Below are 20,554 nucleotides of genomic sequence, written 5' to 3' on the forward strand. Positions count from 1 at the left end.
AAACGCGCCGGTATGCCGGCCAGGAACAAGTCAGGCGCGCCAACGCCAGCGGGCCAGGGCCTTGATGACTTTCATCCAGAGTTTGCGAGTGACCACCACGATGGCGTTTCCAGAAGGGGGTTGAACAGCGTCGGGCAACGTTATCTCAGCGGCCGGATCCAGGCAACCGGGAATTAACTTGCGCAGATCGTCGATCACCAGCGCCGGCGACTCTTCGGCAATCGGCCGGCCGTGGTTATAGCCATAACTGAGCGCCACGCATTTGACCCCCGCCGCTTTCGCCGCCAGCACATCGCTGCGCGAATCGCCGACGAACAAGGATTGCGACGCCGGGATGTTGGTCATTTTCATCACGAAAAACAGCGCAGCCGGGTCCGGCTTTTTCTGTGGCAGGGTGTCGCCGCCGATGATCAGGCGGAAATAACGACCGATTTTCATCTGGTCCAGCAGCGGCGCGACGAAGCGCTCCGGCTTGTTGGTGATCAGCGCCATCTCGACACCCTGCTTGTGCAGCCATTTCAGGGTGTCGCGCACGCCGGGGTAAACCACCGTCAGCTCGTGACCGTCCTCGTAAAAGCCGTTGAACAGCTCCAGGGCATGCTCGGCCTCGACCTCATCGACACCCTCGGCGTCGATGTGGTTGGCCAAGGCCCGGCGTACCAGCGTGTGCACACCGTTGCCCACCCACTCACGCACCGATTCGATGCCGGCAGGTTGACGCCCGAGCTTGAGCAGCATGTTATCCACAGCCGCTGCGAGGTCGGGGACCGAATCGATCAGCGTGCCATCCAGATCGAACATCACCAACCGTGGCAGAGACCCCGGGAACAACTGCTCAAAGCCACTCATGGGCGGGCCAGCGCCAGTTCGGAACGCATCTTTTCAATCACCTCTTGATAGTTCGGCGCATTGAAGATCGCCGAGCCGGCGACGAAGGTGTCGGCGCCAGCAGCGGCGATTTCACGAATGTTGCTCACGTTCACCCCGCCGTCGATTTCCAGGCGGATGTCACGCCCGGAAGCATCGATCAGCGCCCGCGCTTCACGCAGTTTGTCGAGGGTGCCGGGGATGAACTTCTGCCCGCCGAAGCCCGGGTTGACGCTCATCAGCAGGATCATGTCGACCTTGTCCATCACGTACTTGAGCACGTCCAGCGGGGTCGCCGGGTTGAACACCAGGCCCGACTTGCAGCCACCTTCGCGGATCAGTTGCAGGGAACGGTCGACGTGCTGCGTGGCTTCCGGGTGAAACGTGATGTAGGTCGCGCCGGCTTCGATGAAGTCACCGACGATGCGGTCCACCGGGCTGACCATCAGGTGCGCGTCGATCGGCGCGGTCACGCCGTACTTGCGCAGTGCGGCACACACCATCGGGCCGATGGTCAGGTTCGGCACGTAGTGGTTGTCCATGACGTCGAAGTGCACGAAGTCGGCGCCAGCGGCCAGGACGTTGTCCACCTCTTCACCCAGGCGGGCGAAGTCGGCGGAGAGAATCGACGGAGCAATTACGAAGGGCTGCATGACGCACCTTTTTTGAGCAGAATCACGATGGCGCGCATTGTATACCTCATGCTTTGACCCGCGCACCGTGACGCGATAATCAGTAAGCCGCCCTATAGATCTTCTCGATATCGACGGCACTCAATTTGCGCGGATTGTTGCGCATCAGGCGCTCAATTCCCGCTGCCTCCACCGCCATGGCCGGGATCGCATCTTCGGGAACGCCGAAGCTGCGCAGGCCCGGCGGGATTTCCACCGCAGCGCACAACTCGGTCATCGCCTCTACGGCTTTGTCCGCCGCGTCGTTGGCGCTCAGATGAGCGGTCTTCACCCCCATGGCCTCGGCGATATCTTGCATGCGCTCCACGCAGGCCATTTTGTTCCAGGTCATGACATATGGCAGCAGCAAGGCGTTGCTGACCCCATGGGCAATGTTGAAACGGCCGCCCAGCGGATACGCCAGCGCGTGCACCGCCCCGACCCCGGCATTACCAAACGCCATACCGGCCATCAGGCTGGCGGTGGCCATGTCTTCGCGGGCCTGGAGATTTGACGGATTGGCGTAAGCCTTCGGCAGCGCCTTGGCGATGAGCTTGATGGCGCCGATGGCCAGTGCGTCGGTAATCGGTGAGGCGTTGAGCGACAGATAGGATTCGATGGCGTGCACCAGTGCATCGACGCCACTGGCAGCCGTGACACTGCGCGGACAGGTCAGGGTCATTTGCGGGCTGACCAGCGCCACGTCTGGCAATAGATAGTCGCTGACGATGCCTTTCTTCAGCTGCGCGACCTTGTCGGAGAGGATCGCCACGTTAGTGACTTCCGAGCCAGTACCGGCGGTGGTCGGAATGGCGATCAGCGGCGGACCTTTGCGCGGAACCTGATCAATACCGAACAGATCCTCCAGCGCCCCGTGATAACCGGCGTAGGCCGCGACACTTTTAGCGATGTCGATGGCACTGCCGCCGCCCAGGCCGATCAGTCCGTCGTGCCCGCCCTCGCGGTAGACCCGCATGCAGCCTTCGACGATGGCGATTTCCGGGTCTGGCAGCACACGGTCGAAAATTTCGTAGGTTCGGTCACCCAGCTGCGCCAGCGCCAGCTCGACCGTGCCGGACTTGACCAGTGCGGCATCGGTGACGATCAGCGGGTTGTCGATGTCCAGGCGTGTCAGTTCAGCTGCCAGTTGCTCGATGGCACCTGCGCCGGTGATCAGTTTGTGAGCGATTTTGAAAGAGGAAATACTCATGTGCGCAGCCTCTTATAGATAGGGGAGCTGGGCACAAGAGTAGCTGGGGATTGGGGTTTGTCTGCTATTCAGGCCATGAATGACCATGACACAGTGAAGATCCAATGTGGGAGCGGCGGTGCGACGATTCGACTTGCTCGCGAATGCGGAGTGACATTCACAATAGATGTCGACTGATCCACCGCTTTCGCGAGCAAGCCCGCTCCCACATTTTGATGGCGTGAACCGTCAGACTTGGGCGGTACGCAGTTTTTCGCTACGGCCGCGCAGCCATTCCAGGGTCAGCAGCAGGATCACCGAGAAGGCAATCAACAGCGTTGCAGCCGCCGCGATGGTCGGGCTGAGGTTTTCGCGGATGCCGCTGAACATCTGCCGTGGCAGGGTCGCTTGTTCAGGACCGGCGAGGAACAGCGTCACCACCACTTCATCGAACGAAGTGGCGAAGGCAAACAGCGCACCGGAAATCACGCCAGGCGCAATCAGCGGCAAGGTCACTCGACGGAACGCCGTCAGCGGCGAAGCACCCAGGCTCGCAGCAGCACGCACCAGATTCTGATTGAACCCCTGCAAGGTCGCCGACACGGTAATGATCACAAACGGCACACCCAACACCGCATGCACCACGATCAGCGAGAAGAAGCTGTTACCCAGACCCAGTGGCGCGAAGAACAGATAGCTCGCCACCCCAATGATCACCACCGGCACCACCATCGGCGAAATCACCAGCGCCATCACCAGCGCCTTGCCGGGGAAGTCGCCCCGCGTCAGGCCGATGGCCGCCAGCGTACCGAAGATCATCGCCAACACAGTCGCCGCCGGAGCGACGATGATGCTGTTCTTCAGCGAACGCATCCACTCGGCCGAAGCGAAGAAGTCCTGGTACCAGTGCAGCGAAAAGCCTTGCAACGGGTACACCAGAAAACTCCCGGAGTTGAACGACAACGGGATGATCACCAGCACTGGCAGAATCAGGAACAACAGGACCAGCCCGCAGAGAATGCGCAAGCTGTAGAACCACACCCGCTCAATGGGCGACATATAAGGACTCAGCATTTCGTTCTCCCCTTAGCTCAGGCGCAGGCGACTGGCGCCCACCAGCCAGCTGTAAATCAGATAAAGCACCACGGTCGCCAACAACAGCAGCCCACCGAGCGCGGTCGCCATGCCCCAGTTGATGCTGGTGTTGGTGTAGAAGGCGACGAAGTAACTGACCATCTGATCGTTCGGACTGCCCAGCAACGCCGGGGTGATGTAGTAGCCGATGGCGAGGATGAACACCAACAGGCAACCGGCGCCGACACCGGCATAGGTCTGCGGGAAGTACACCCGCCAGAAACTGGCGAACGGGTGGCAGCCGAGGGAAATCGCGGCGCGCATGTAGGTCGGCGAAATGCCTTTCATCACGCTGTAGATCGGCAGAATCATGAACGGCAGCAGGATGTGCACCATGGAGATGTAAACCCCGGTGCGGTTGAACACCAGTTCCAGCGGTTTATCGATGATGCCCATCGCCATCAGGCCGCTGTTGATCAAGCCACCCGATTGCAGCAATACGATCCACGCGGCGACCCGCACCAGGATCGAGGTCCAGAACGGCAGCAGCACCAGAATCATCAGCAGGTTGCTTTGCCGTGACGGCAGGTTCGCCAACAGGTAGGCCAACGGATACGCCAGCAGCAGGCAGATCACGGTAATGATCAGCCCCATCCAGAACGTCCGGGCAAAGATGTCGAGGTAGATCGCCTGATCGGGCGTGGCCGGGGCGATTTCGCCGAGGTCGTCGACACGGTGATCGACCGCCGCCAGCAAGTAATAAGGCGTGATGCTGCTGGTGTTGCGGCGCACGGCTTGCCAGTAGGCCGGGTCGCCCCAGCGCTCGTCGAGCCCTTCCAGCGCTTCTTTATACGAGGCCGGTTCGGTGGCGAACGGTAAGGCACGTGCGGTTTTGGTCAGCAGGCTGCGGTAGCCGGCCAACTCCATGTTCAAGCGCTTGGACAGGTCGCCCAAGGTCTGATTCTTGCGGGCTTCAGCGAGGTCTTCGCTGGCGGCCTTGTAAACCGGTTCAGCGGGCAGGCCTCGGCCATCCCAACTGGCGATAGCCGCCACGGTGCGCGGCATGCCGCCGACCACTTCGGGGTTACCAACGCTTTTGTAGAGCAGCGCCACGATGGGTACCAGGAACACCAGCAACAGAAACAGCACCAACGGGGCGATCAAGGCTTGTGCTTTCCAGCGGTTGATCCGCTCGGCGTGCTTGAGCCGCTGCTTCAAGGTGGGGTCGGTGCCCGCGTTCAGGGGAATGGCGGTGGCCATGGCGTACTCCGGAAATCTTTGATCGTTGCAGAGGCAAACAAACAACCTGTGGGAGCGAGCAAGCTCGCTCCGACAAGGATTGCGGTGTTCAAACCACAGGGGATGGCTTACTTCGCAGCCCAGGAATTGAAGCGCTGTTCCAGTTGCTCACCGTTGTCAGCCCAGAAGCTGACGTCGATCTGCACCTGGTTGGCGATGTTTTCCGGGGTGGTCGGCATGTCTTTCAGGACATCCTTGGCCAGCAACGGTACGGCTTGGGTGTTGGCCGGGCCGTAGGCGATGTTTTCCGAGTAGGTCTTCTGCTGCTGCGGCATCACCGAGAACGCGATGAATTTCTTCGCCGCTTCAGCGCGTGCTTTATCCAGACCTTTCGGGATGGCCCATGCGTCGAAGTCGTAGATACCGCCGTTCCACACGACTTTCAGGTTGCTTTCTTTCTGCACGGCAGCGATCCGGCCGTTGTAGGCCGAGCTCATGACCACGTCGCCGGAAGCGAGGTACTGCGGCGGTTGCGCGCCGGCTTCCCACCACTGGATGCTTGGTTTCAGCTCATCAAGCTTCTTGAACGCGCGGTCCTGACCATCCTTGCCGGCCAGTACTTTGTAGACGTCTTTCGGCGCAACGCCGTCGGCCATCAGAGCGAATTCCAGGGTGTACTTGGCGCCTTTGCGCAGGCCACGTTTGCCCGGGAATTTCTTGGTGTCCCAGAAATCCACCCAGCTGGTCGGTGCGGAAGCCAGTTTGTCGGCGTTGTAGGCCAGCACGGTCGACCACACGAAGAAGCCCACGCCGCATGGCTGGATGGCGCCTTTGACGTAGTCTTCGGACTTGCCGAACAACTTCGGATCAAGTTGCTCGAACATGTCTTCGTCGCAACCACGGGACAGTTCTGGCGACTCAACTTCTACCAGGTCCCAGGACACGCTCTTGGTGTCGACCATGGCTTTGACCTTGGCCATTTCGCCGTTGTACTCGCCCGCCACGATCTTGCCGTTGCCTGCCGCTTCCCACGGTGCGTAGAAGGCTTTGACCTGCGCTGCCTTGTTCGCCCCGCCAAAGGACACCACGGTCAGGTCCGGGCCCGCCGCCATTGCGTGTGCCGCACCGATCATGCCCATGACCAAAGCGGTGAATTTCAGGGATCTCAACATTTATTGTTCTCTCCACGTGCAGGGTTGGTGTTGTTAAAGCAGGGGGCGATCAATGCGCCTCTAGAAGCGGGTCGAGCGCGCGAACGTGTTCGACCTGCCAGCCAAGCGGTACCACGTCGCCGACGGCCAGCGCGGGATCGAGCTCGGCAATCGGTTGTTTCACAAAAAAATCGGTCTTGCCGCAGACTTCCAGGCGAACCCGGACGTGGTCGCCCAGATAGATGAATTCCTCCACCCTCCCTGAGAAGCGGTTGACGCACGACTCGCTCGAACCATTGAGGCTCACGCGTTCCGGGCGAATCGACAGCGTGACGGGTTCGCCAGTCTTGCCGACGTTAACGGCCAAGGCTTCAACCTTTTCACCGCGACCCAGTTCCACGATGCAGCGGTCGCCGGTCTGGCTGTGCAAGCGGCCGTTGAGGCGGTTGTTCTCGCCGATGAAGTTGGCGACGAAGGTGTTTTTCGGCTCTTCGTAGAGAGTGCGCGGCGGCGCGATCTGCTGGATTTCGCCTTGGTGGAAGACTGCCACGCGGTCGGACATGGTCAAGGCTTCGCCCTGGTCGTGAGTCACGTAGACCACGGTCACGCCCAGTCGCTGGTGCAGGTGCTTGATCTCCATCTGCATGTGTTCACGCAGTTGTTTGTCGAGTGCACCGAGGGGTTCGTCCATCAGCACCAGTTGCGGTTCGAACACCAAGGCGCGGGCCAGGGCCACACGCTGCTGCTGACCGCCGGACAGTTGCGCCGGATAACGCTGGGCGAAGGTGTCGAGCTGCACCATGCTCAGGACTTTTTTGACCTTGTCGCTGACATCGCTCTTGTTCAAGCCGCGCACTGTCAACGGGAACGCCAGGTTCTCGGCGACCGTCATGTGCGGGAACAATGCGTAGTTCTGGAACACCATGCCGATGTCGCGCTTGTGCGGCGGCACGTTGTTGATGGCTCGCCCGGCCAGCAGGATTTCGCCCGCAGTCGGCGTTTCGAAACCGGCGAGCATCATCAGGCTGGTGGTCTTGCCGGAGCCGGAGGGCCCGAGCAAGGTGAGGAATTCGCCTTTGCGAATCTCCAGGTTGAGGTCTTTGACGATCAGGTTCTCGCCGTCGTAGCTTTTTTGTACTCCACGAAAGCTGACCAGAATATCGCTGGCCCCTGCGTTTGAATCGACCTGGCTCATACCCACACCTTTGTTGTGATGACTGCTGTGGACTAAGCCTAGTGGACGCTGCCGACCACGCAAATCGGGGCGCAGGAGAGAATGGCCTCAGCGGGATGGAAGGTTGGGGGTAGGGATTGCCCTACAAGGATGGCGGGGATGGATAGGCCAGCGACAATCTTGAAGCTGCAAGCCGCAAGAACGGGCAAAAGCGGCTTTGCAGGATGTCGTAAATGGGCATGCGACCACTATCCCTGTGGGAGCGGTTTTCTTAGAGGAGTTTGTGCTCCATCGCGTACTTCACCAGCTCCGCCAGGGAGGTGATGTTGAGTTTCTGCATCAGCCGCGCCTTATGGGTGCTGATGGTTTTGCTGCTCAAGGCCAGTTGCTGGGCGATGTCGTTGACGTTGGCGCCCTGGGCCAAGCGTTCGAACACCGAGAATTCGCGCTCGGACAGCAACGAGTGCAACGGCCGCGAATCGGTCAGGCCGACTTCGAAGACCATACGGTCGGCCAGGTCCGGGTCAATGTAACGCCCGCCCGCTGCGACCTTGCGGATCGCCGTCAGCAGCAGCGCCGGATCGCTATCCTTGGTCGCATAACCCGCGGCGCCGACCTTCAACGCACGGGCGGCCATTTGCGCTTCGTCGTGCATCGACAACACCAGAATCGCCGGCGGATTGTTCAGCGCGCGAATCCGCGGAATCGCCTCCAGCCCGTTAACCCCGGGCATGGAGATGTCCAGCAAGACCACTTCGCAGGGAACATGACGCAAGGTTTCGAGCAACTGCTCGCCATTGCTCGCCTCCCCTACCACCAGCAAATCCTTGGCCAGGCCGATCAATTGCTTGATGCCTTCGCGGACGATGGTGTGGTCTTCGGCTACCAATACACGGATCACGTTCTTCTCCAGATTCAAGATCATTCGCGAGCAAGCCCGCTCCCACATTTGGAATGCGTTCCCCCTGTGGGAGCGGGCTTGCTCGCGAAGACGTCAGCACAGACACCACAAATGCTTCAGGCTTCATCCAGCGGCACTCGCACGCTCAGGGTCGTGCCTTCACCCGGTTCACTCTCAAGCGACAATTGCCCGCCCATGATCAACACTCGCTCGCGCATGCCGACCACCCCGAAGGATGTTGACCTACCGGTGGCAGGGACAAATCCTACGCCATCATCGCTGACGGTCAGACACAACTCGTCGCCTTCCAGCGCCAATGTCAGTTCGACAGTATGCGCCTGGGCATGGCGCATGACATTGGTCAGCGCTTCCTGAAGGATCCGGAACAGGCCAATCGCCTTGGCATCACTGAGTACCGGCAGGTTCTCCGGCACCTGCACCAGACACGGAATCTGCGTGCGCGCCTCGAATCGGCGGGCCTGCCACTCGATGGCCGAGGCAATCCCGGCGTCGAGAATCGGCGGCCGCAGCGCCGTGGCCACATCGCGTACCAATTGGAACAGCTGCGCTATCAGTCGCTTCATGCTGTTCAAGCGTTCGTTCAGACCGGGGTCGAGCTGGGCGTAGGCCAGTTCACACATGGAGGTTTCCAACTTCAGCACGGTGAGCATCTGACCCAGTTCGTCGTGAACTTCCCGGGCGATGCGGGCCTTTTCCTCTTCCCGCACGCTCTCCAGGTGCGCGGACAACTCACGCAACTGTTCGCGAGAGCTGGCCAGTTCCAGTTCGATGCGCTTGCTCTCGCTGATGTCCCAGACGATCCCGTCCCAGACATAGGCGCCGTCTTCGAGTCGGCGGGTGATGGCCTTGATTTCGGCCCAGCGCTGTTCGCCCGAACGGGTGAGAATCCGTCCTTGCCACGACCAGTCACTGTCGGTGTCCAGCGCATGGTCCTGGGTTTGGTGATAACTGGCCTTGTCGTCCGGGTGCACCAGGCTGCGCAGGCCTTTGTCGCGATGGGCCAGGGTCGCTGGTGAGTAACCGACCAGGCTCTCGCTGCCTTCACTGATGTAGGCAAAGTCGATCTGCCCCGTCACCGGCGCCCGTTCCAGACGAAAGACCAGTCCCGGGACATTGGCGGCGATCCCTTGCAGGCGCGCCTCGCTTTCCTGCAACGCGGCCAACGCACGACGGCGCTCGGTGACGTCGTTGAGGTAAACCACCAGGTATTCGCTGTCGCGAAACCGCAAAAAGCTCAGCGAAACATCCACCGGCAGATTGCTGCCATCCGCCCGTACGCAGTTGGTTTCGAAACTTTGCGGACCTTCCTCGCTGGCCCGGGCGCGTTTCCACAGGTTCAGCCAGCGGTCCATGTGCAAGCCGGGTTCGAAGTCGATCAGCGGCCGATCAATGATCCCGCCCGCCGGATAACCCAGCATGGTTTCGGCCGCGCGATTGGCGTAGCGCACATGGCTGTCCCAGTTGACCCAAAGGATGCCGACGGTGCTCTGATCGATGGAAAACTGAGTGAGGCGCAAGGCTTCTTCGCTGGCGGCACGCAGCGCAATGTCTTCGCGCGCGGCCAGCAAACGATGCTCAAGACTGTGCTGCTGCCGACGCTGCCAGACCACAATGGCCATGCTGCTCAGCATCAATACCGCCAACAGCAGGCAGAGGTTTTGCCAGAAACCCGGGGATTCGGTCAGCCGCGGGTATTTGGGTTGCAGCCATTGGTTGTGCAGTTGCTCCAGGTCCTTGGCCGGGATCGCCCGCAGCGCGCTTTCGACGATGCCGGCCAGTTCTGGCCAATCCCGGCGCGTGGCCACCCGCAACAGTTGCGGCAAGCCAATATCACCGACCACCACCAGCCCGGCGAACTCCGGCTCGGCAGACAGTCGTCCCAGCTGCGCTTCGTCGACCACGGCGTAACTGGCCTGCTGACTCAATAACAGTTGCAGTGCCTGGCGCTCGATCGGTACGCCTTGAAGGTTCAGGTGCGGGTAATTGCTGCGCAGGTAATCGGCGGTGGCGCCGGGCATGCGCACGGCGACGCGGGTCTGGCTGTCGAGTTTTTCCAGCTCGACCACGCCGGTGCTTTTCTGGTCACTGACCACCAGTTGCGGCACCCGCATGTACGGGTCGGAAAACTGCCAGAGCCGCAGGCCACCGGGGGTTTGGGTCAGCCCCGGAGCGATGTCGATTTCACCCTCGCGCGCGGCGGTTTCCAGCTGCGCCAGGTCGGGAAAGTTGCGCCAGCTCAGCTCGACTTTGAGCGCCTTGGCCAGCCACTTCATCAGCTCGACATTGACCCCGGACAAACGCTGCAAGCGGCGATCGTATTGGGCGTAGGGCACTTGCAACACCAGCCCCACGCGCAATTCGCCATGTTGCGCCAGCCATTGCTGCTGGCCTGCGGACAATTGCGCGACGTGCACTGGTGGCGCGGGAGCCGCCCAGCCCATCAAGGGAAACCACAAACAGCCGATAACCCACAGGCAGCAAAAACGCATCATCGAAGTCTCACACACTGACAAATACTGACCAACCCATTAGGCTGCCGGAATAACTTCTGGCCTGGAATATCCGATGCCCCCTGTCTACCGCCTGGCACTGCCAGCATTGTGCCTGTCGCTGATCCTGCCTTGCGCCTTTTCCGTCGAGGCTGCCAACCCGGTACCTGCCACTACGGGAACACCCGCCGAAGAAAAACCGGCCGAGCGCCAGCCGCTGCTTGAGCGTAGTCAGGAAGAAGCGTCTGCACTTGAGCGACAGATCCCGGCTCAGGAACAGCAGCAACTGCAAGCGGGCAGCGACACGTTTCTGGCCTTGTGGAAACCGGCCAATACCGCCGAACCCAAAGGTGCGGTGATTATCATTCCGGGCGCCGGCGAAACTGTTGACTGGCCGCAAGCAATAGGCCCATTGCGACGTAAATTGCCGGACGCCGAATGGAGCAGCCTGAGTATCACCTTGCCGGACCTGCAAAGCGATGCCATTGCGCCGCGTATCGCAGAAGTGGCACCCACACCAAAAGCCCCTGACGCCGGCAGCAAAGACTCGACCACCGCCGCGCCCATCGAACAAGCGGCGGGAGGCGAAGCGGAGGTGGCGGACAAGGCGATCGCCGAAACCACCGAGGAACAGGCCAAAGCCGACGCCGAACGAATCTTCGCCCGCATCGACGCCGCGATTGCCTACGCCGAACAGCAAAGCGCTCGCCGCATTGTCGTGCTGGGGCATGGCACTGGCGCTTACTGGGCCGCGCGCTACCTGAGCGAGAAGCAGCCCTCGCAAGTGGAGAAGTTTGTGATGGTCGCCGCTCAAATGCCGGCGAAAGCCAAACCAGAGCTGGCCGAACTGACACCGACCCTGAAGCTGCCCACCGCAGACATCTTCTATATGGACAAGCCGCTGGATCGCAACCTGGCGCTGGAACGCTTGCAAGCCAGCAAACGCTTGAAGACTTCGGGGTTCAGTCAGGTCTCGCTCAAGGCATTGCCGGGTAATTCCAAGGCTGAGCAAGAGCAGCTGTTCCGTCGGGTTCGCGGTTGGTTGAATCCACAGAACGCGAATTAAGCAAAAGCAAAAGCAAAAGCAAAAGCAAAAGATCGCAGCCTGCGGCAGCTCCTGCAGGTGTACGCGTAACCCGGTGTAGGAGCTGCCGCAAGCTGCGATCTTTTGATCTTCCGGGCCACTACCGAAAATCCCGCCGCTCGCGAATCAATGTGTAGGCGCTATGCAGTTCGCGAGTCTTGTCAGTGGCTTCGCGCACCTGTAGCGCCGTCGCACCGCTGCCGGCGATCTTGTCCGGGTGATGGCGACTCAACAGGCGTCGATAAGCACGCTTGATCTGCGCCGGCTCGCTGGTCGCCGAAACGCCCAAAAGCAGCAGAGCATCTTGATAGGTCAGCGCGCCGCTGGCCTGTGCAAACTTGTGCTGCTCGTAATCGGCCGACAGCGCCTGCACCTGCCGCGACGTCCAGCCCAGCCATTTACCCCACTGCCTGATCAGCTCTCGCTCAGCGCTACCGGCGCGGCCATCCGCCCAGATCATCCGCCAGCAGGCGCGCAAGACGCCTTCGGCCGCATGGGGCTGAGTGCTCAAGCGGCGCAAATAACCGCGCAACCGGTCATCTCCCGACTTGCCGCGATTGAACGCGGCAATTGCCCGATGCTGGGCCGACTCGGTCATTTCCAGCGAACGCATTTCCTGACGGGCCTGCTGTATGTGGCCTTCCACCACCCGTCCATCGCACTTGGCCAGCCGTCCCAACAACACAAACAGCAGTTCATCGTTGCGTAGCACTGAGCGGCCACCGAGCTTTTCTCGCAAGTGCGCCCAGCTCTGCAAGTGCAAGTGCCGGTCCAGCACCTGCCCCATCAAGGCGCCAAGCATGGCCCCCGGAATGTTGGCGATGTAAAAGCCCGCTCCGGCTCCAATCAGAGTCCCTGGCCACAACATGTCAGCGTCTCGCTTCTAACAGGGTTTCGACTTCAGCCAGACGCTCGTGAGTGCCAACATCCACCCAATGTCCATTCAAGTGCTCGCCGGTGACTTGTCCATCGGCCATGGCCTTGCGCAGCAGCGGTGCAAGCTTGAAGGCGCCGGCGGAGCAACCGTCGAACAGCTGCGGGTGCAGGACCGCGATGCCGCTGTAGGTCAGGGTTGCAGTGCCCGGGTGACCGTCGCGTACTTGCCCGTCGATCAGGCTGAAATCGCCGGTCGGATGATGGGCAGGGTTATCCGCCAACACCAAATGCGCCAGCCCGGAGATGGGTTGGTGCAACACGCTGAAGTCGTAGTCGGTCCAGATGTCACCGTTGACCACCATAAAGGCCTCGTCACCCAGCAACGGCAGCGCGCGGAAAATCCCGCCTCCGGTTTCCAGTGGCTCACCTTCCGGCGAGTACTGAATACGTACGCCGTATTGCGAGCCATCACCCAGATAGTTTTCGATCAGCTGGCCGAGCCAGGCATGGTTGATCACCACCTCGGTAAACCCCGCCACCGCCAAGGCTTTCAAGTGATACTCGATCAACGGTATACCGCCGGCGCGAACCAGCGGTTTCGGCGTGGTCAAGGTCAGCGGGCGCATGCGCTCGCCTTTGCCTGCGGCCAGAATCATTGCCTTCATGCATTCGCTCCAGCACGCAGACTCAACAGCAACACATCCAGCTCGGCCAGTTCAGGACGGCGGGCGATCACAGCGTCTATATAAGCAAAGAAGCGCGGTACATCGCCGAGATAGCGCGGCTTGCCGTCGCGGTGACAGATGCGGGCAAAGATGCCGATCACTTTCAGGTGCCGCTGCACGCCCATCAGGTCGCTGGCACGCAGGAAATCTTCGAAGTCGGGCTGAACCGGGATCCCGAGATCGCCCGCTTGCTGCCAGTAAGCTTCCAGCCAGCCGCGCACACGCTCCTCGGGCCAGCTGAGGAAAGCATCCTTGAACAGGCAGGTCACGTCGTAGGTCACGGGACCATAGACTGCGTCCTGGAAATCCAGCACACCGGGATTTGCCTCGCTGAGCATCAGGTTGCGCGGCATGTAATCGCGGTGCACCAACACTTTAGGCTGGGCCAGTGCGCTGTCGATCAATAGCTCAGTCACGTTCTGCCAGAGTATTTGCTGCGCCGAGTCGAACTCGATACCCAACTCGCGCTTCACGTACCACTCGGGGAACAATTCCAGCTCGCGGCGCAGCAGCGCCACGTCATAACTTGGCAACGGTGCAACCATCGGCAACTGCTGAAAAGCCAGCAGCGCTTGCAGGGCATCCTTGAACAAATCGTCGGCATTTTCGCTGTCGATCACATCCAGGTAAGTCTTGCTGCCCAGGTCATTGAGCAAAAGAAAACCACGTTCGAGGTCTTCGGCATAAATTTTCGGAACATTTATTCCGGATTTCGCCAGCAAAAAAGCGATATCCACGAAGGGTTTACAGTTTTCCTGGGGCGGTGGCGCGTCCATCACGACGAAGCTTCTGCCCTCGCCTTCCCAGCGGAAATAATGTCGAAAACTCGCATCGCTACTGGCCGCGGTCAACGTGGCCGGGGGTACGGCACCCCAACCCTGTTCTGCAAAGAGGGCAGCCAGTTGCTCATCGAGCCAAACTTTCAGGTGTTGCAAACGTACATCTTGGTCAGGCATTGCAAGGGTCTCCGACGGCGCTAGCCGTCAAGCGGGTCATGCTTTATTATCCAGCATCTTTTTCAGACCATCGAGAGGCGTGCGGCCCACACCGCGGGCAGATGGCACGCAGGAAGCCCGGACTAATAAGATGGCATTGAAATCCCCCGCGTTTCGTAAAAAATTTCCGTTGTTGGTTACCGGCAGTCTGCTGGCCCTGCAACCTCTAGCCACTTCGTTCGTGGTCGCCGCGGAACAGTATGACTGCTCAGTCTCTGCTTCGGGTGCCTGGAATTGTGCGCCAAAATCTCCAGCAGCTGCGCTGCCACCTCGCCCCGTCCATGACGGCAGTGCGGCGGTAAGCACGAGCGGCGAGACTCCGGCTGACAGCGGTTCCAGTCAAGACACCGGCGCCAAGCCGGTGCTGGTGACCGAATCCAAGGGCCGCGGCCTGAAGTCGCGTAGCGAAGACTACAGTCACCTCGATTGGGTTCCGCGCGAGAAGCTCACTGCAGCGCAATTGGCCGAAACCGGTCCTTACTGCTCTGGTTCCTATATCGAACCGATTCGTCCTGGCATGAATGACAAGACGAATAAAAGTGACGCTCCGACCTTTCTCGGCGCCAAAGCCTCTCGCTATAAGCAGGATGAGCAGGTCGCGACCCTGGCGGGTGACGTGGTCATGCGTCAGGGCAGCATGCAGGTCGAAGCCGACGAAGCGAACCTGTACCAGGCCGAGAGCCGTGGCGAACTAAGCGGCAACGTCCGTGTTCGCGACAACGGCGCACTGATCGTTGGCGACCACGCCGACGTGCAGCTGGACACCGGTGAAGCCAAGGTCGACAACGCCGAATACGTGATGCACAAATCCCGTATCCGCGGTAATGCGCTGTACGCCAAACGTGCCGAGAACGCGATCATCCGCCTCAAGGATGGTACATACACCACGTGCGAACCGGACAGCAACGCCTGGCAGCTCAAGGGCAACAACATCACCTTGAACCCGGCCACCGGTTTCGGTACCGCAACCAACGTGACGCTGCGGGTCAAGGACATTCCGGTTCTGTACACGCCGTACATCTATTTCCCGATCGATGACCGTCGCCAGTCCGGCTTCCTGCCACCGACCATCGGCACCGGCAGCGATACCGGTTTCTTGCTGGTCACCCCGTACTACTTCAACCTGGCACCGAATTACGATGCCACGTTGTACCCGCGCTACATCAGCAAGCGCGGTTTGTTGATGGAAGGCGAGTTCCGATACCTGACCCCGTCCAGCGAAGGTCAGTTCGGCGCCGCGTACCTCAACGACGAAGACACCGATCGCAAGCTGCAGACCGACTACGAAAAAACCCGTTACATGTACAACTGGCAGCACAAGGGCGGCCTCGACTCGCGCGTCTTCACGCAAGTCGACTACACCAAGATCAGCGACCCTTACTACTTCCAGGATCTGCAAACTGATCAGATCGGTGTAAAAAGTGCCGATTACGTGAACCAGCAGGGTTCTGTGAGCTATCGCGGCGACAGCTACACCGCTCGCCTCAACGCCCATGCTTATCAGCTGGCGACCGTTTCAAACGTCACGCCGTATGACCGCTTGCCGCAGATCACTTTCAACGGTCAGTTGCCTACGCACCCGGGCGGTCTGAATTTCGATTACGAAACAGAACTCGTACGCTTTGATCGTGACCTGGAAACGGGTCAGTTCTCCGATGAAGACGGCAACCTCTCGCCTCGCCTGGACACCAACGTGACCGGCCTGGCACGTGCCAACGGCGACCGTTTGAATCTAAAACCGGGTGTCAGCCTGCCGCTGGACTGGACTTATGGCTTCGTGAAGCCATCGCTCAAGTACCAGTACACCCAGTACCAACTGGATCTGGACGGTACCGGCAAAAGCCAGATTGACGCGCAAACCGCGGAGCAGCAAAAGCTCAACGGCACCTTCGGCAGCAACCAAAGCCGTGGCGTGCCAATCGCCAGCATCGATAGCGGTCTGTACTTCGATCGCAACACCCAATGGTTCGGCAAAAATTATCGCCAGACCCTCGAGCCGCGCCTGTTCTACCTGTACGTACCTGAAACGGATCAGGAAGACATTCCGGTCTTCGACACCAGCGAATACACCTTCAACTACGCGTCGCTGTTCCGTGACAACCGCTTCTCCGGCTCCGACCGTGTCGGCGACGAGAACAAGCTGTCCCTGGGCGTAACCAACCGCTGGATCGAAGACAATGGCTTCGAACGTCAACGCATCAGCGTCGGCCAGGCCTTGTACTTCAAGGACCGCGAAGTCCAGTTGCCGGGTATCGACGCAAAAACCCGCGCAGATGCGCATTCCAACGTTTCACCGTATGCGCTGGAATATGAATATCGCTGGAACCGCGATTGGCGCACCACGGCCGATTACAACTGGGACCCGGACAGCCGCAGCCCTCGCTCGGGCAGCGCGATGTTCCACTACCAGCCTGAAGACAACCCGAACAAGGTCGTCAACGCCGGTTATCGCTATCGTAATGACCAGATCCGTTACGACCAGAACACCGGTCAATGGCAGGTGGGCGGCGGTGACTACGGCACCCCGGGCCAACCTGGCTACGTGAAGGACTACTACAAGATCAAGCAGCACGACTTCTCGGTGATCTGGCCGATCGTGCCGCAGTGGAACGCCATCAGCCGCTGGCAGTATGACTACAACCGTAACCGTACCCTGGAAGCCTTTGGTGGTTTCGAGTACGACAACTGCTGCTGGAAACTGCGCCTGATCAACCGTTACTGGGTTTCTTATGACGAGTTCAGTCAGGAAGCTCCGCAAAACGAAAAAGGCGACCACGGCGTCTTCCTACAAATCGTTCTGAAAGGTCTCGGCGGCCTCACCGGCGCCAAAGTAGAGAGCTTCCTCGACAAAGGCATCCAAGGTTATCGTGAACGTGAAGACCAAGCTTTCTGATTGTCTGCGCCCGCTAGTGTTGGGCGCGTTGTTCCTGGGTACCGCGGCGAACGCCGCGGTACAGTCCATCGATAAAGTGGTGGCCATTGTCGATAACGACGTGGTCATGCAGAGCCAACTGGACCAACGTGTTCATGAAGTTCAGCAAACCATCGCCAAGCGTGGTTCTGCCGTACCGCCGGCCAACGTGCTGGATCAGCAGGTACTTGAACGTCTGATCGTCGAAAACCTGCAACTGCAGATCGGCGAACGTTCCGGTATCCGCATTACCGACGAAGAACTGAACCAGGCTGTCGGCACCATTGCCCAGCGCAACAACATGTCCGTGGATCAATTCCGCGCCGCCCTGACTCGCGACGGTCTGTCTTATGAAGACGCCCGCGACCAGATTCGCCGCGAGATGGTCATCAGCCGTGTGCGTCAGCGTCGTGTGGCCGAGCGTATCCAGGTTTCCGAACAGGAAGTGAAGAACTTCCTCGCTTCCGACCTTGGCAAAATGCAGCTGTCCGAAGAATTCCGCCTGGCCAACATCCTGATTCCTACGCCGGAAAGCGCCAACTCCGACGCGATTCAGAATGCAGCCAAACAGGCAGACGCGGTTTACCAGCAGCTCAAGCAAGGCGCTGACTTCGGTCAGTTGGCAATCGCCAAATCCGCCAGCGAAACCGCACTGGAAGGTGGCGACATGGGCTGGCGTAAAGCCGGTCAACTGCCACCTCCGTTCGATCGCATGCTGAGCACCATGGCTGTCGGCGACGTTACCCAGCCAATGCGCACACCGGGCGGCTTCATCATCCTGAAGATCCTCGAAAAGCGTGGCGGTGAGACCCAGGTGCGTGACGAAGTGCACGTGCGTCACATTCTGGTCAAACCAAGCCCGATCCGCGACGAAGCAAAAACCAAAGCCCTGGCTCAGTCGCTCTACTCCCGTATCGAAGCAGGCGAAGATTTCGGCGAACTGGCAAAAAGCTTCTCGGAAGATCCGGGTTCCGCCCTCAACGGCGGAGACCTGAACTGGATCGACCCAAATGCATTGGTGCCTGAATTCCGCGAAGTGATGGCCAAGACCCCACAAGGTCAGCTGTCCAAGCCATTCCAGACCCAATATGGCTGGCACGTTCTGGAAGTCCTTGGCCGTCGCGCCACTGACAGCACCACCCAGGCCCGCGAGCAGCAAGCAATGACCGTATTGCGTAACCGCAAATACGACGAAGAGCTGCAAACCTGGCTGCGTCAGATCCGTGACGAAGCGTACGTAGAGATCAAACTCCCTGGTGCAGACCAGGCAACGCAGTGAAACCCAAACGTTTCGCGCTGACACCCGGCGAACCGGCCGGCATAGGTCCTGACCTGTGCCTGCTGCTCGCCTCGCAAGCCCAGCCACATCCCCTGATTGCCATTACCAGCCGCGACCTGCTCCTTGAGCGGGCCGTGCAGCTGGGTGTGGTTGTCGATTTGCTGCCGGTCACCCCGGACAACTGGCCGGATGTACCCGCGCCAGCCAACAGCCTGTATGTCTGGGATACACCGCTCAACGCCAAGGTCACTGCCGGGCAACTGGACAAGGCCAACGCGGCTTTCGTTCTGGAAACCCTGACCCGAGCTGGCCAAGGCTGCCTGGACGGGCATTTTGCCGGCATGATCACGGCCCCTGTGCACAAGGGCGTGATCAATGAATCCGGGATCGCCTTTTCCGGGCACACAGAATTTCTCGCCGACCTGACCCATACCGCCCAAGTGGTGATGATGCTCGCCACTCGCGGTTTGCGTGTGGCGCTGGTTACCACTCACCTGCCTCTTCGCGAGATTGCCGATGCGATCACGCCGGAGCGTCTGGAACGGGTCACGCGAATTCTGCACGCCGATCTACAAGAAAAATTCGGCATTGCCCGGCCACGCATCCTCGTATGTGGGCTCAACCCCCATGCCGGCGAAGGCGGACACCTGGGCCATGAAGAAATCGACATCATCGAACCTACATTAGAGCGCCTGCGCGGCGAAGGAATGGACCTTCGTGGCCCCCTGCCCGCCGACACTCTGTTTACCCCCAAGTATCTGGAGCACTGCGATGCAGTGCTGGCGATGTACCACGACCAGGGCCTGCCTGTGCTGAAGTACAAAGGCTTCGGCGCGGCAGTCAACGTGACCCTCGGCTTGCCGATCATCCGCACATCGGTCGACCACGGCACTGCCCTGGACCTGGCCGGCAGCGGCAAAATCGATACCGGCAGCCTGCAAGTCGCCCTGGAAACCGCCTACCAGATGGCCGAGACCCGTTTATGACCGAGCATTACCAACACCGGGCGCGCAAGCGCTTCGGCCAGAACTTCCTGCACGATGCCGGCGTTATCGACCGCATCCTGCGCGCCATCCGCGCCAAACCCGAAGACCACCTGCTGGAAATCGGCCCTGGCCAGGGTGCGCTGACTGAGGGCCTGCTTAACAGCGGCGCCCAACTGGACGTGGTGGAACTGGACAAGGATCTGATCCCTATCCTCAACCAGCAATTTGCCGGCAAGAGCAATTTCAACCTGCATCAGGGCGACGCGCTGAAGTTCGACTTCAATAGCCTGAACGCCGCGCCGAACAGCCTGCGGGTGGTCGGCAACCTGCCGTACAACATCTCTACGCCGCTGATTTTTCACCTGCTGCATAACGCCAGTGTGATTCGCGACATGCATTTCATGCTGCAAAAGGAAGTGGTCGAGCGCCTCGCAGCAGGCCCCGGTGGTGGTGACTGGGGTCGCTTGTCGATCATGGTTCAGTATCACTGCCGGGTTGAACATCTGTTCAACGTTGGCCCGGGTGCGTTCAATCCGCCACCCAAAGTCGATTCGGCTATCGTGCGCCTGGTGCCTCACGCGGTACTGCCGCACCCGGCCAAGGATCACAAGCTGTTGGAGCGTGTCGTGCGCGAAGCCTTTAACCAGCGCCGCAAGACCCTACGCAACACCCTCAAGCTGCTGCTGAGCAACGCTGAAATCGAAGCCGCTGGCGTTGATGGCAGCCTGCGCCCCGAACAGCTCGATCTGGCCGCCTTCGTACGCCTGGCCGACAAGCTCAGCGAACAAGTCCTACAGACGCCCGCCGCCGACTGACAGCCAATGAGCGTTATCGGGTAGGACACCAGCCTTCATGTCTGGTTTACTACCCGATACTTGGCCTAGACTGATCTCCATCAGCTACGCCCCGCGTTCCGCTTCGT

17 protein-coding genes are annotated in these 20,554 nt (G+C 60.1%); 5 read left to right on the top strand and 12 right to left on the bottom strand.

Features of this window, described 5'->3' with window-relative positions:
* Nucleotides 1-30: 30 nt before the first annotated feature.
* The 9 genes from FQ187_RS14080 to FQ187_RS14125 form a co-directional block, all read right to left on the bottom strand.
* Entirely contained in the window at nt 31-849 is an 819-nt protein-coding gene (locus tag FQ187_RS14080) for a phosphoglycolate phosphatase (RefSeq protein WP_149629954.1), read from the bottom strand.
* Nucleotides 846-1,520, bottom strand: a complete 675-nt coding sequence (gene rpe / locus FQ187_RS14085; protein ID WP_149629955.1) for a ribulose-phosphate 3-epimerase — start codon at nt 1,518-1,520, stop codon at nt 846-848. Before rpe ends, FQ187_RS14080 begins: the two co-directional genes overlap by 4 nt.
* A gap of 79 nt (nt 1,521-1,599) precedes the next feature.
* Nucleotides 1,600-2,748, bottom strand: a complete 1,149-nt coding sequence (locus FQ187_RS14090) for an iron-containing alcohol dehydrogenase (protein ID WP_149629956.1) — start codon at nt 2,746-2,748, stop codon at nt 1,600-1,602.
* 228 nt (nt 2,749-2,976) lie between these two features.
* The gene (locus FQ187_RS14100) at nt 2,977-3,801 is read right to left on the bottom strand and encodes an ABC transporter permease (RefSeq protein ID WP_149629957.1); all 825 of its coding nucleotides are present in this window, start codon (nt 3,799-3,801) and stop codon (nt 2,977-2,979) included.
* A gap of 12 nt (nt 3,802-3,813) precedes the next feature.
* A complete protein-coding gene (locus FQ187_RS14105; protein WP_149629958.1) occupies nt 3,814-5,061 on the bottom strand; it encodes an ABC transporter permease in 1,248 nt (415 codons plus the stop codon).
* Between the two features lie 107 nt (nt 5,062-5,168).
* On the bottom strand, nt 5,169-6,212 hold the full coding sequence (locus FQ187_RS14110) for an ABC transporter substrate-binding protein (RefSeq protein ID WP_033056205.1): 1,044 nt from the start codon (nt 6,210-6,212) through the stop codon (nt 5,169-5,171).
* A 49-nt stretch (nt 6,213-6,261) separates the two neighbouring features.
* Nucleotides 6,262-7,386 carry an ABC transporter ATP-binding protein gene (locus tag FQ187_RS14115; RefSeq protein ID WP_149629959.1) on the bottom strand — a complete coding sequence of 375 codons (1,125 nt, stop codon included), beginning with the start codon at nt 7,384-7,386 and terminating at the stop codon, nt 6,262-6,264.
* A 250-nt stretch (nt 7,387-7,636) separates the two neighbouring features.
* Nucleotides 7,637-8,290 carry a response regulator transcription factor gene (locus tag FQ187_RS14120; RefSeq protein WP_178082239.1) on the bottom strand — a complete coding sequence of 218 codons (654 nt, stop codon included), beginning with the start codon at nt 8,288-8,290 and terminating at the stop codon, nt 7,637-7,639.
* 92 nt (nt 8,291-8,382) lie between these two features.
* The gene (locus FQ187_RS14125; RefSeq protein ID WP_149629960.1) at nt 8,383-10,779 is read right to left on the bottom strand and encodes a PAS domain S-box protein; all 2,397 of its coding nucleotides are present in this window, start codon (nt 10,777-10,779) and stop codon (nt 8,383-8,385) included.
* Nucleotides 10,780-10,852: 73 nt separating this feature from the next.
* On the opposite strand from FQ187_RS14125, the gene FQ187_RS14130 reads away from it, so the two are divergent.
* A complete protein-coding gene (locus FQ187_RS14130) occupies nt 10,853-11,842 on the top strand; it encodes an alpha/beta hydrolase family protein (protein WP_149629961.1) in 990 nt (329 codons plus the stop codon).
* Between the two features lie 118 nt (nt 11,843-11,960).
* Here the strand turns inward: FQ187_RS14130 and FQ187_RS14135 are convergent, their stop codons facing one another.
* From FQ187_RS14135 to FQ187_RS14145, 3 genes are read right to left on the bottom strand one after another with little or no spacing between them, the layout of a single operon-like run.
* Nucleotides 11,961-12,728 carry a TerB family tellurite resistance protein gene (locus FQ187_RS14135; RefSeq protein WP_149629962.1) on the bottom strand — a complete coding sequence of 256 codons (768 nt, stop codon included), beginning with the start codon at nt 12,726-12,728 and terminating at the stop codon, nt 11,961-11,963.
* A 1-nt stretch (nt 12,729) separates the two neighbouring features.
* Entirely contained in the window at nt 12,730-13,401 is a 672-nt protein-coding gene (murU, locus tag FQ187_RS14140; protein WP_149629963.1) for an N-acetylmuramate alpha-1-phosphate uridylyltransferase MurU, read from the bottom strand.
* On the bottom strand, nt 13,398-14,417 hold the full coding sequence (locus FQ187_RS14145) for an aminoglycoside phosphotransferase family protein (RefSeq protein WP_149629964.1): 1,020 nt from the start codon (nt 14,415-14,417) through the stop codon (nt 13,398-13,400). Before FQ187_RS14145 ends, murU begins: the two co-directional genes overlap by 4 nt.
* Before the next feature lie 130 nt (nt 14,418-14,547).
* On the opposite strand from FQ187_RS14145, the gene FQ187_RS14150 reads away from it, so the two are divergent.
* Genes FQ187_RS14150 through rsmA form a run of 4 tightly spaced genes read left to right on the top strand, consistent with a single transcriptional unit; the run spans nt 14,548 to nt 20,447 of the window.
* Nucleotides 14,548-17,349 carry an LPS-assembly protein LptD gene (locus FQ187_RS14150; protein WP_149629965.1) on the top strand — a complete coding sequence of 934 codons (2,802 nt, stop codon included), beginning with the start codon at nt 14,548-14,550 and terminating at the stop codon, nt 17,347-17,349.
* Nucleotides 17,330-18,646: a peptidylprolyl isomerase SurA gene (gene surA, locus FQ187_RS14155; RefSeq protein WP_149629966.1), complete on the top strand. Its 1,317-nt coding sequence runs from the start codon at nt 17,330-17,332 to the stop codon at nt 18,644-18,646. The genes FQ187_RS14150 and surA overlap by 20 nt, the downstream gene beginning before the upstream one ends.
* A complete protein-coding gene (gene pdxA / locus FQ187_RS14160) occupies nt 18,643-19,632 on the top strand; it encodes a 4-hydroxythreonine-4-phosphate dehydrogenase PdxA (protein ID WP_149629967.1) in 990 nt (329 codons plus the stop codon). Before surA ends, pdxA begins: the two co-directional genes overlap by 4 nt.
* A complete protein-coding gene (gene rsmA, locus FQ187_RS14165; protein ID WP_149629968.1) occupies nt 19,629-20,447 on the top strand; it encodes a 16S rRNA (adenine(1518)-N(6)/adenine(1519)-N(6))-dimethyltransferase RsmA in 819 nt (272 codons plus the stop codon). The genes pdxA and rsmA overlap by 4 nt, the downstream gene beginning before the upstream one ends.
* The last annotated feature ends 107 nt before the right edge of the window (nt 20,448-20,554 follow it).

The organism is Pseudomonas sp. ANT_J28 (assembly GCF_008370005.1).
Classification (GTDB): domain Bacteria; phylum Pseudomonadota; class Gammaproteobacteria; order Pseudomonadales; family Pseudomonadaceae; genus Aquipseudomonas; species Aquipseudomonas frigoris.

What these genes read in the sequence shown, in the direction of transcription:
- FQ187_RS14080 (WP_149629954.1), bottom strand. Translation starts at nt 849, where the DNA reads ATGAGTGGCTTTGAGCAGTTGTTCCCGGGGTCTCTGCCACGGTTGGTG.
- rpe (WP_149629955.1), bottom strand. Translation starts at nt 1,520, where the DNA reads ATGCAGCCCTTCGTAATTGCTCCGTCGATTCTCTCCGCCGACTTCGCC.
- FQ187_RS14090 (WP_149629956.1), bottom strand. Translation starts at nt 2,748, where the DNA reads ATGAGTATTTCCTCTTTCAAAATCGCTCACAAACTGATCACCGGCGCA.
- FQ187_RS14100 (WP_149629957.1), bottom strand. Translation starts at nt 3,801, where the DNA reads ATGCTGAGTCCTTATATGTCGCCCATTGAGCGGGTGTGGTTCTACAGC.
- FQ187_RS14105 (WP_149629958.1), bottom strand. Translation starts at nt 5,061, where the DNA reads ATGGCCACCGCCATTCCCCTGAACGCGGGCACCGACCCCACCTTGAAG.
- FQ187_RS14110 (WP_033056205.1), bottom strand. Translation starts at nt 6,212, where the DNA reads ATGTTGAGATCCCTGAAATTCACCGCTTTGGTCATGGGCATGATCGGT.
- FQ187_RS14115 (WP_149629959.1), bottom strand. Translation starts at nt 7,386, where the DNA reads ATGAGCCAGGTCGATTCAAACGCAGGGGCCAGCGATATTCTGGTCAGC.
- FQ187_RS14120 (WP_178082239.1), bottom strand. Translation starts at nt 8,290, where the DNA reads ATGATCTTGAATCTGGAGAAGAACGTGATCCGTGTATTGGTAGCCGAA.
- FQ187_RS14125 (WP_149629960.1), bottom strand. Translation starts at nt 10,779, where the DNA reads ATGATGCGTTTTTGCTGCCTGTGGGTTATCGGCTGTTTGTGGTTTCCC.
- FQ187_RS14130 (WP_149629961.1), top strand. Translation starts at nt 10,853, where the DNA reads ATGCCCCCTGTCTACCGCCTGGCACTGCCAGCATTGTGCCTGTCGCTG.
- FQ187_RS14135 (WP_149629962.1), bottom strand. Translation starts at nt 12,728, where the DNA reads ATGTTGTGGCCAGGGACTCTGATTGGAGCCGGAGCGGGCTTTTACATC.
- murU (WP_149629963.1), bottom strand. Translation starts at nt 13,401, where the DNA reads ATGAAGGCAATGATTCTGGCCGCAGGCAAAGGCGAGCGCATGCGCCCG.
- FQ187_RS14145 (WP_149629964.1), bottom strand. Translation starts at nt 14,417, where the DNA reads ATGCCTGACCAAGATGTACGTTTGCAACACCTGAAAGTTTGGCTCGAT.
- FQ187_RS14150 (WP_149629965.1), top strand. Translation starts at nt 14,548, where the DNA reads ATGGCATTGAAATCCCCCGCGTTTCGTAAAAAATTTCCGTTGTTGGTT.
- rsmA (WP_149629968.1), top strand. Translation starts at nt 19,629, where the DNA reads ATGACCGAGCATTACCAACACCGGGCGCGCAAGCGCTTCGGCCAGAAC.